The organism is Carboxylicivirga sp. M1479 (assembly GCF_007097485.1).
Taxonomy (GTDB): domain Bacteria; phylum Bacteroidota; class Bacteroidia; order Bacteroidales; family Marinilabiliaceae; genus Carboxylicivirga.
Genome location: NZ_VKDE01000038.1, coordinates 100962 through 111761, shown reverse-complemented (window position 1 = coordinate 111761; position 10800 = coordinate 100962). Strand labels below are relative to the sequence as shown.

Below are 10800 nucleotides of genomic sequence, written 5' to 3'. Positions count from 1 at the left end.
GCGATAATGTTTACTTCTTTATGAAAGGAGAAACAAATTATAATATCGCTCACGTATCGGAAAGTTCAATGACCGATATGTTCTTTACAGGACAGCCAGCATATGAAAAAGGGTTTGTTGCTCATGGTAATAATTCTTATATCGTTGTTGATAATGCTGGGGTTGATAAAATCTACATGTTAGATGGATCGACAGGAACTAAAGCCATTGATATTAATGGCGACGGAGTTGCTGACGGAATTGAAGAATTAACAGTTTCAGGTGATAACTTATATTTCTTTGCAACTGATGCAACTGATGGTCGTGGTTTATATGTACTTGATTTAACAACTGGTTTATTGACTCGTATAGCTGATTCAGTTGATGGTACTAACTTGACAGCAATTAGCAAAATAGCATCAGGAATTGCTTTCGAAGCTATGTTCTCACAAAATTCTGATGCAGATTTATTTGCGGTTGGTTTTCACGCTGTAAACAATACAGTAGGAACATATTTGGTAGGTATGGATGCCACATTTACCGGTAATTCAAATACAGTTTCAGCAATTTATGCAGGAACTAATACGGTTGTTTTCCACTCTAACGGAATATCTTCTGATGTTAGTGTGATGACAGGGTGGCCTACTGTTGCTACTGTGACGGTTACTCCAACAGCTCCACCTGCACATACGATGAGCTTAACCAATGGGGGTAATACCGATGGTGAAGCACAGGTAGTTGTGCCTTATATGGGTAACTTCGTGTATTTGTCTGATGATGGAACAAATGAGGTTTTGAAGTACGCAAAACCAGTACCAATGAGTACTGATTTTACATTAGAAGTGGTTGACGCATCTAATCCTTCATACACAAGCGGAAGTGTTATGGATTTAACAGGTTCAAGTACATCGTGGAATGCTCATTATGTAGTTGGTTCTGACATTATGGAGTTAGCAAGTGGAACAGTATCTACCGTAGCTACATCGCCTGTTGCTATTCGTAATGAAGTATACCGCATGGGAAATGGCACTTATGTTTGGATAGGAGAAGATGATGTTTGGAAAGATAATGACTATGTAAATTGTGGATATATCTACCACAGTAGTGATTTAGGTCCAGTAAAGACAAATTACTTAGCTTCTCGTACTTCTGATTTCGCAGTCGTTGGAAATAAGCTATTTATTAATGGATATTTAGAAACTTTTAATGGGGGGCAATTTCAGGTATCAATGATTGATTTCAGTGCTGCTACGCCTGAATTTACCCAGATAACAAGCTATAATGGTTTTGCATTTATACCATGGGGAAGTAATGCCAATGCATTTGAAGTGGCTGGCGATAATGTTTACTTCTTTATGAAAGGAGAAACAAATTATAATATCGCTCACGTATCGGAAAGTTCAATGACCGATATGTTCTTTACAGGACAGCCAGCATATGAAAAAGGGTTTGTTGCTCATGGTAATAATTCTTATGTCGTTGTTGATAATGCTGGGGTTGATAAAATCTACATGCTAGATGGAGCTACAGGAACTAAAGCTATTGATATTAATGGAGACGCAGTTGCTGACGGAATTGAAGAACTAATCGTTTCAGGTGATAACTTGTACTTCTTTGCAACTGATGCAACTACAGGACGTGGCCTATATGTTTATAACCTAAACAATGGTGCATTGACTCGAATTGTAGATACAACAGATGGTACTATGTTAACTGCTATCAATCGTACGGTTGGAGGTGTTGAATTCAGTGCTATTTTCTCAGAGGACTTGGGAACAACAGTTGCCCTTGTAGGTTACAATGACTCTGAAAACTTAATTGGAATCTATGACTTGAGAATGGATGCTTCTTTCACAGGTAACCATATTGTTTCGGATTTCTATGACGGTACGCATACAGCTATTTTCCATTCTGATATGACTGCTTCGGAAGTTAGCATTATCACGGAGTGGCCAACAGAGGCTGCAGTTGCAGTGCCTCCTTCTGTTCCTACTTCACTTGATGAGGAATTGGGAGATTCAACAGTTGAGTTAACAGTCGGTCCAAACCCGGTATCAGACATCCTACGTATTTCTGGCGAAACAGTAACAAAGGTTGATGTATACAACTTAGCTGGTGCTGTTGTCTTAACCGAAACAGGTAGCAACATTACCTCTGTTAACATGAGTAGTTTAAACAGTGGCTTATACATTGTCAACGTTGTAACAGTTGATGGCACCACTAAAACAGTTAAAATTCAAAAACGCTAACGAGCGATATATAGACTTAGTTGAATGAGTTGAAACAATTCATTAAGTCGGAAACACTTGAAAGGATTACCGGCCAATTGGCCGGTAATCCTTTACAAAAGGAAAGAATCCTTAATTCAATACCCAATACATAGGTTTGCTTATACCCTTTACCGTTAGTAGGTAGTTAAATAAGTACAACAGTCAACAAGTACTGTTAACCTAAATCGAAAGAACAATGCTTCCGCAAGGAAGAATACTATATAACAAACTAAATAGAGTGTGATAAAGTGCAGACCACTTGGTGCTGAAAAGCATGCTGTTTGCCCTTGTCAGTTCAGTTAAAACTAATATTTAATCAATGAAACGATTTCTAAGTTTATTAATGTTTTTGGCGTTTGTTCCTGGCCTTATGCTGATGGCACAAAGCAAAAGCATTAGTGGGGTAGTTACAGAGGCGGCCAATGGTTTAACCATGCCGGGTGTTACTGTAATGGTAAAAGGTACCACAAACGGTACCGTTACCAATATTGATGGGCAGTTTAGCCTGCAGGTTGACGAAGCGGACGAGACCTTGGTGTTTTCATTTGTGGGTATGGCCACTCAGGAAATTCCTATGGTTGGTAAAACCGTATTTAATGTAGCCATGGCCGACGATGCCGTTGCTGTGGAAGAAGTGGTTGTTACCGCTTATGGTAGTAAAGGTAAAGTGGGCTTGAAAGGGGCGATTACTACTGTTTCGGCCAAAGAATTAGAGCAGGTGCCAGTGGCAACCTTTGATCAAATGTTACAAGGTAAAACCACTGGTTTGGCTATCTCATCAGGTTCGGGTCAGCCAGGTGCTTCTGCTAAAGTGCGTATTCGTGGTACCTCGTCTATTACGGGTGGTAGTGCTCCACTATACATTATGGATGGTACACCTATTTCAGCCGGTGATTTTGCCAACCTTAATGCCAACGATTTTGAAAATGTAGTGGTATTAAAAGATGCGGCTGCCACTTCTATTTACGGTTCGCGTGCATCCAATGGTGTCATTTTAATTACCACCAAGCGTGGTCAGGCTGGTGATACACGCATTAACTACCGTTATCAGGCCGGTGTGTCGGTCAAAACACAAGATAACTTTGAGTTGATGAATTCATCGGAGAAGTTATGGTTCGAAGAATATGCTAAAAAAGGAGTAGGTTGGGATTTAAGTCCCTTAAACCCTGTTAATGCTGGTTTAAGTTCAGCACTACTTGGTCAGCACGAAACAGAATTAAACCGCTTACGTGGTATCAATACCAACTGGCAAGATGCTTTTGTACGTAATGGACAAACACAAAGCCACGAAATTAATCTGTCGGGCGGTAATGAGAAGACAAAATTTTACATGGCCTACCAAAATTACACACAGGAAGGTTTAGCTCAGCGCTCTGATTTAATGCGCCACACAGGCCGTTTAAATTTAGATCATGAAGTATCGAAGAAGATACGTGTGGGTGTTTCTACTACTTTTAGTTATGCATCCAACAGCACCATTGAATCGGAAGGCGGTATTGCATTAGCCAACCCATTTGCTGCCATGTATCTGGCTAATACCTATGAGGAGTTATACAAACCAGATGGTTCGTACAACCGTGGGTTTTATAAGTTCCCATCCAATGATGAAAGAAATTTTGCTAATGAAAACGATTACCAGTCATTTGCTCTAACAGGGCCCAATGCTTATGATCGAATTTTAAACATGTCAAGTACTGGCGAAAATACCAAATTTGTAGGTGTGTTTAACGCCGAGTGGGATATACTACCCGGTTTAACTGCTAAAACACAATATGGTATAGATTACCGTCAGGGGCAGGGAGAACGTTATGTTAGTCCTGATGCTTTTGAGTCGGAAAATGCCAGTGATGAGGCTTCTAATCGCGAAGGTTATATTTCAGAAAGCACCAGCCGACGCATTGAAACCACTTTTACCAATACCTTGGATTATAAAAAGTTAATAGCTGATAAGCATATTCTAGGTGTGTTGGTCGGATCGGAATATACCGATCGTTACAACCAGTCATTTGGTTTCACAGGTTATGGCTTAAACTCCAAACTACCTGAATCGATGGCTAGTATCACTCCAGGAACCAGTACCAATAATTTTATTCCAGGTGTTGGGGGAGGAGAGAGTCAACGTCGTTTATTCTCTTTATTCGCCATTTTAAACTATACCCTTAACGATAAATACAGTTTTAGTGGAAGTATTCGTCGTGATGGTTCATCGGCCTTTGGTGAAAACAATCAATTTGCCATGTTGTATTCTGGTGGTTTTATTTGGGACATTAGCCGCGAAGGTTTTATGGAAGGTGTACATTGGGTTAATAACCTGAAGTTACGCGCCAGTTACGGTACAACCGGTAACCAGGGAGTAGGCGATTTTGAATCCTTAACCGTTTGGGGAACGCCGTCATATAATGGTACGCCAGGTATTGGCTTAGCCGGGTCGGGCGATCCTGATATTAAATGGGAAATTGGTCATAAGGCCAACCTTGGTATTGATTACAACCTGTTTAATAATCGTTTAAATGGTTCTGTTGATGTGTATAACAACATTACATCCGACCTATTCTTAGTTCAGAGCCTGTCGTCAACAGCTGGAGTTCCTGGCGATGCCAAGCGTGTGAATGCTGGTGAAATGCGAAATCGTGGTGTTGAATTGTTGGTCAACTATGACATCATCCGCAACAGAAATTTCACATGGAGTGTGAATGGTAATATTTCTTACAACGACAATGAGATATTGGATCTAGGCCAGGTGGATGAGTTTGAAAGTGGTACCTCCATTGTACGCGAAGGACTGCCTTTAAATTCTCATTATATACCTGAGTGGGCAGGAGTTAACCCAGCTACTGGAGACCCAATGTATTATGCCGAGGATGGCAGTGTTACGAGTGATTTTAACAAGGCCGCCTGGGTGGCTAAGTTTGGTACCTCTGAAGCGCCTATCAACGGTGGTTTTGGCAGTGCTTTAAAATATAAAGGCTTTGACCTGAGTGCCAGCTTCACCTATGCTTACGGTTACTCTCGTTTGAACAACGAATCGTTCTTTCAAGAGAACCATAATTTCGCTCAGTACAACATGTCGCGTAAGATGTTGGATATATGGCAAAAGCCAGGTGATATTACCGAGATACAGCGTTTAGGAACGGAGCGACAAATTACCTCCAAAGATATTGAGGATTCATCATTCTTACGTTTGCGTAATGTACAATTGGCGTATCGTGTGCCTACTGAACTTTTAAAGCATTCTGGTTTTATTCAATCAATAAGAGTATATGGTCAGGCTCAAAACCTTTTGACCTGGACTAGCTGGTCGGGATTCGATCCAGAGGATAGCAATAACATTGCTACATACGAATATCCTGCTGCTCGTACCTATTCTATTGGTGTCGATGTTGCATTTTAATCATTGGTAAAAAAAAAAATAATGAAACGAATTTTTAAATATACATGGTTAGTGCTAGTTGTAGCCAGCTTTATGGCTTGCGATAGCAAACTAAACCTTAACCCAAAGGATTCCATCATTGATGAAGATGCCTTTCAGTCAATTGAAGATGTGCAAGATGGAATGATTGGTGTTTACGCTTCCTTAAATGCGCACACGGTGGTGGCTATATCGTCTCGTGCCAGTGATGATTTACGTTTATCGGCACAAAACAGAGGACAAGGTATTGCCATTCATAACTGGGAGTTTACCGCAAGTGTTGGAGAATTTTACAGCATGTGGCGCGATATGTATCATACCATCGATAGAGCCAACCGTATGTTGGAGGTAGCCGCAAAGTTTGATGTGGAAGATCAGAGAATTAAGCAAGTAATGGGAGAGTGTTACTTTATACGTGCCTACTGCCATTTTGAGTTAATGCGTGCTTACACCATGAATTTTGATGCTGCTGATGCAATGGGAGTTCCTTTTATGGCTAATTCAGTGATTTCAAATCCTGTTAGAGATTCTCAGACTGAAGTTTATACAAATGTTAAAGCTGATTTACAAGAGGCTATTGCTTTAATGAACGATGAGTTTACGAGTAATATAGCTACAGAGATAGCTGCCAATGCTTTAATGGCTCGCGTAGCCTTATACGAGCGTAATTATGACGATGCAATTGCTTATGCATCTACAGTTATTGATCAATCGGGCATGCGCCTGGCCAATATTGATGAGGTTGAAAAAATATGGGATGATGCCTTTGCCTTGAACGAGAAGGCAGAAGTGATATTTAAGCTTTCACGCGTAGAAGGTTCACCTGCATTGGGTAATATCTTTTCCGATGCTTCCAATGGTGAGTTATATTTTTCGCCTAGTAACGATTTGCAAAATCAATACACAGCTGATGACGTAAGGGCTGATGTGTATTTTGGTGTTAACAGCCAAAGTAACGAAACAGTAAATAAGCACGATGGTAAAGGAGTAGGGCCAAATATTGTGGATTTAAAAGCATTACGCTTATCGGAGGTGTTCCTTATCAGAGCCGAAGCATATATTATGAAGAATATGCTGACTGAAGGTGCTGAAGATTTAAATAATTTACGCAGTACACGTATTTCAATGCCTACTGCTGCTCCAGATAGCGATCAGGCCACTGCTTTGGCTTTCTTGCAGGAAGAACGTCGTCGTGAGTTGGCCTACGAAGGGCATCGCTACATCGACCTTAAGCGTTGGGGATTGGGCATTAAGCGCTTGCCTGAAGATACAGAACTAGCCTCTGGCATTGAGTTGGAAGCAGGCGATTTTCGTTTTGTATTCCCAATACCACAAAACGAGATGTTTGCCAACGATAACATGGAGCAGAATAAGGGATATAATTAATAGAAGATAGTGATGAAACAAATAATATATAGTTCAATCGCATTCATGCTGTTATTAATGGCAGGTGCATGCTCCGAAGAGGAGAGTCATTTATTTGATGATAAGGATACCTTTTTTGCCTTTAACATCGATAAAGACAAAATTCTGGAAAGTGAAACAGAACCATTAATGGTACCTGTGTACGTGGCTAGTTCAAGCCCATCTGGTCAGGTTAATTTTGTAGTAGATATTGAAGGGATTAATAACCCTGCCATCGAAGGAGTTGATTTTGAGATAGTGAATACCACACAAAGTTTAAATTTCACCGATGAGCTAACAGAGTACATTAGCATACTACCCCTTGATAATGATGTGATGGATGGGTCTAAAACGTTTAGATTAAAGTTAATAAGCGAAGGGGCTAGTTATAACGTTGGTATGACCGATGGAGCTGGTACAGTAGCTGAAATTACCATTGGTGATGACGAACATCCATTGATCGACTTTTTTGGAACATTTGACTTGTACGAAACCACCATTGAACCATTAGTGTATGAGTATACGGTTGAACTCTCTGGTCACGAAGATGCGGATAAAGCTGTTTTAACAGGACTATGGGCAGATGGACAGGATTTAGTATTGCAGTTTAATTACGATGAGGGCACTGTTAAAATCATGCGTGATCAGCAATTGTTCAATGTCTATATTGGCGCATCACCTTATAACCTGGCTGTTTTAGGTTGGGAATGGGCCGATCAATCCGCAGGTATTGTCAACTTGTATCCCGAGGTATTTGGAACTTTCGATCTGGAAACAGGTGTTATTGAGTTTCCTAATGGCTACGCTTTACAAGTAACAGCACCTGCTGAAAGTGCTGGAGCGCTTTGGGCTGGTGGTTTACAAGATTATTGTAAAATGACCAAACAAGCAGAGTAATAATTATACCATAATAAGTTAGTTTCCAAAGTAGACTAAAGGGGGAGTTGCCAAGGGGTAGCTCCCTTTTGTTATTCTAAACGATTCCTTGGTTGCTGAATCGGATATCATTGCTAGGAGCGTTTAAATCTATATTGAATATGCTGTTTTTAAAACTTATCCTTACTTTTTTGCAAAATACAAACGTGCCAGGCTAATTGCCTCGGAACGATTACTAGCACCTAGCTTTTTATAAATATTGGCAATGTGGCGTTTTACCGTTTTGTCAGATATAAAGAGCTTTTCTCCAATTTCTTTGTTGCTAACCTTCGTAAGCAATTGTTCCATTACTTCAATTTCCCGCTTCGTATAGTCTATTTTTTTATTAGGTGGCTCATTCTCACTAAACTGGTGAATAAAAGCATTAGAAATGGCATCCTGATCAAAGGATGCAAACAAACTCTGGAGTTCATCCTTATACTTGACAAAAGGTAAATGTAGTTTTTTCCCTTGCGCAATTTTAACGGCTTTGTTCAATATTAGTAATGCCGATTTATAGTGTTCTAGTTTATATTGGCCTAAGGCTTCGAGCACAAAGGCCTCAACTCGATGGTAGGTATTGTGTTTGAAGTTCGAAAGTGTATTAATGTTCTGTAAGAGGTGAATGCCTTTTTTAATAAGTTGGGGGTAATTTGAACTTATTAATATAGATGCCTGCGTATGTGGTACAGATATGGTATAAATACTTGGGAAATCAAGCCGTGCTTCATTATTTTCGGCCCAGTTCAAGGAGCTTAATTCATTTTTGTGTCGCCAAAGTGCCAAGTGAGTGACGGCCTCTGAATAGTCCTTGTATATTTGATTATCACGATGGTACGCCAGTTCATGGATGTTAAGTAATTGCTGTGTTACGCTGTCATCGTCAGTGTCTTCAAACCCAATAAATAAAAGAGATGTTAAGGCATAAAACTGATAAAATGAGCTTTCACTTGTTTCGATTTCCAAGAGCTCATAAAATACTTCTTTTGCTTTGTCCTGACGATTACTGTATAGAAAAACAATGCCTAAAAAGTGTTTGGCTATTACGAGGGACTGACTGTTCTTATTTTCGTTTGAAAGTTTAAGTAGCGTACGTGCTGCAACAGATAATTCAATTAAATTAGCCTCTAGCCAGTGTACATAGCACAAAGCAATAAACAAATTTATCTGAGCTTCTGATTTTACTTCATTATTAATTTTTAGAGTAAGTAATTCGCAAGCCTTTGAAGCTTTTCCGTTATACTGTAGTGCAATAGCATAATAAAGCCAGTTCATACCAGCAACAAAGGTATTGCTATGTGATATTAAAGTGCTGGCTTCTTGCGAAGAGCGGATGCTTTCCTCAGTATTTAGTTTAAAGTAATAACTTCTAATGGCTTTTAAGGTGTTTAGTTCCCCTCGTAGGTTATTTAAATCCAAACTATTACTGCTTAATAGAGGAATGCACTTTTCCAGTTTTAGTACATTTTTATCAAAGGCATGTATTTGGCCAAAATGATAATTAATCCATGTCTGAGTTAGTAATTGAAGGCAACCGTTTTGATTGGCACGTTTATCAAGTAAGGATAAGACCTTAATCAAGTATCTGAAATTTCCTTGATTGAGAGCTTCTATCCTAAGCCTGTCGAATAAATCATCTTGCTGTTGACCTGCATAAATGTAATACTCAAAAGCTCGTTTATTTTCTCCCGTACTAATGAGAATTGAAGCCACTTTTGAGGTGAAATGATTATTATGAAGCATTTTTAGCTCTTTGCTTCGTACATAATTAATCAGTGGTTGATGTAATTGAATTGTATTGGTGTCATCAATTCGCTCAACCAATCCGCAGTTTATTATTTCATTTGTAAACGTTAAATAGTCAATTTTAACTAGTGCCTCACAATAAGGTAGTAATTGATCAAAGGCATCGTTATTAACCCAGCCTAAGTGCGAGAAAAGCTGGATTAATGCCTTGGTACTGGGTGAACATTGTTTTAAACAAAAGTTAAGGTAGCGATCATAGTATAAATCAATGCTCTTCCAAACATTGCTGTCTTCATTAGTTTCGTTGTTAAGTATATTAATAATTGCGTTTGGCCAACCATAGGTAATAGAACACAGTTCCCTTACATGGTTTTTCAGAGCTGGCTTTTGCTCTTTTAGTAATTGTCTTATTTCCTGATTATTGAACTTAAGTAGTTTGACATCAAATGTATAAACAAGGTTTTTAAGAGCAAGGTTTTCAAACTTATCGCTTATGGGTTTATCAGAGAGCAGTATTAGTTGTAAAGTTTTTGCAGCACCTTTATGTAGATGAAGAATGAAATCAATAAGGACTGTATTCAATATCAAATGAAAATCATCAATAACTAAAGTAAGTGGCAATGGTAAAGCATATAATTCATTGGTAACATCAATGACGATTGATGTATTGGACTCTTTTTGATGAAATTGTATGTTATTACAAAAGCTAGGTACTTGCTTTCTGATAGCGGCGATCATATACCGGATAAACGCATGCAAATTGGCATCAGTTTCCTCGGCATTTAACCAGCAAACAGTTGATGAATTTTCAGCCGCCCACTCAGCAAGGAGTGATGTTTTGGCATAGCCAGATGGGGCTTCGAAAATGAGAAGTTTATGCGGATCAATACCACTTATCTTTTTTAAAAGTTCAGGTCGACTGAGGTAAAAAGAAGGTAGCGAGGGTATTTGTGCTTTGCTTATGTCGAGCTTGTTTGTTTCTTGCATGAATTCAATTCTAATGGATTACTTACAAAACTCTTAGAGTGCGAAATAAATGTACAAGATTTATCAAATCGCTTATGAGCAATTTAAATT

Annotated in this window: 5 protein-coding genes; 4 read left to right on the top strand and 1 reads right to left on the bottom strand. The window is 39.1% G+C overall.

Annotated features, from left to right (window positions below; all coding sequences use genetic code 11):
• The 4 genes from FNN09_RS18925 to FNN09_RS18910 all read left to right on the top strand — a co-directional run.
• A partial coding sequence (locus FNN09_RS18925; protein WP_221932540.1) for a T9SS type A sorting domain-containing protein occupies positions 1-2228 on the top strand: 2228 nt, incomplete at its 5' end.
• A gap of 340 nt (positions 2229-2568) precedes the next feature.
• Positions 2569-5640 carry a TonB-dependent receptor gene (locus tag FNN09_RS18920; protein ID WP_143304056.1) on the top strand — a complete coding sequence of 1024 codons (3072 nt, stop codon included), beginning with the start codon at positions 2569-2571 and terminating at the stop codon, positions 5638-5640.
• A gap of 21 nt (positions 5641-5661) precedes the next feature.
• A complete protein-coding gene (locus tag FNN09_RS18915; RefSeq protein ID WP_143304055.1) occupies positions 5662-7044 on the top strand; it encodes a RagB/SusD family nutrient uptake outer membrane protein in 1383 nt (460 codons plus the stop codon).
• 12 nt (positions 7045-7056) lie between these two features.
• A complete protein-coding gene (locus FNN09_RS18910; protein WP_143304054.1) occupies positions 7057-7959 on the top strand; it encodes a hypothetical protein in 903 nt (300 codons plus the stop codon).
• Between the two features lie 162 nt (positions 7960-8121).
• Here the strand turns inward: FNN09_RS18910 and FNN09_RS18905 are convergent, their stop codons facing one another.
• Complete coding sequence (locus FNN09_RS18905; RefSeq protein WP_143304053.1) at positions 8122-10710, bottom strand: LuxR C-terminal-related transcriptional regulator; 2589 nt, start codon at positions 10708-10710, stop codon at positions 8122-8124.
• Positions 10711-10800 lie beyond the last annotated feature (90 nt).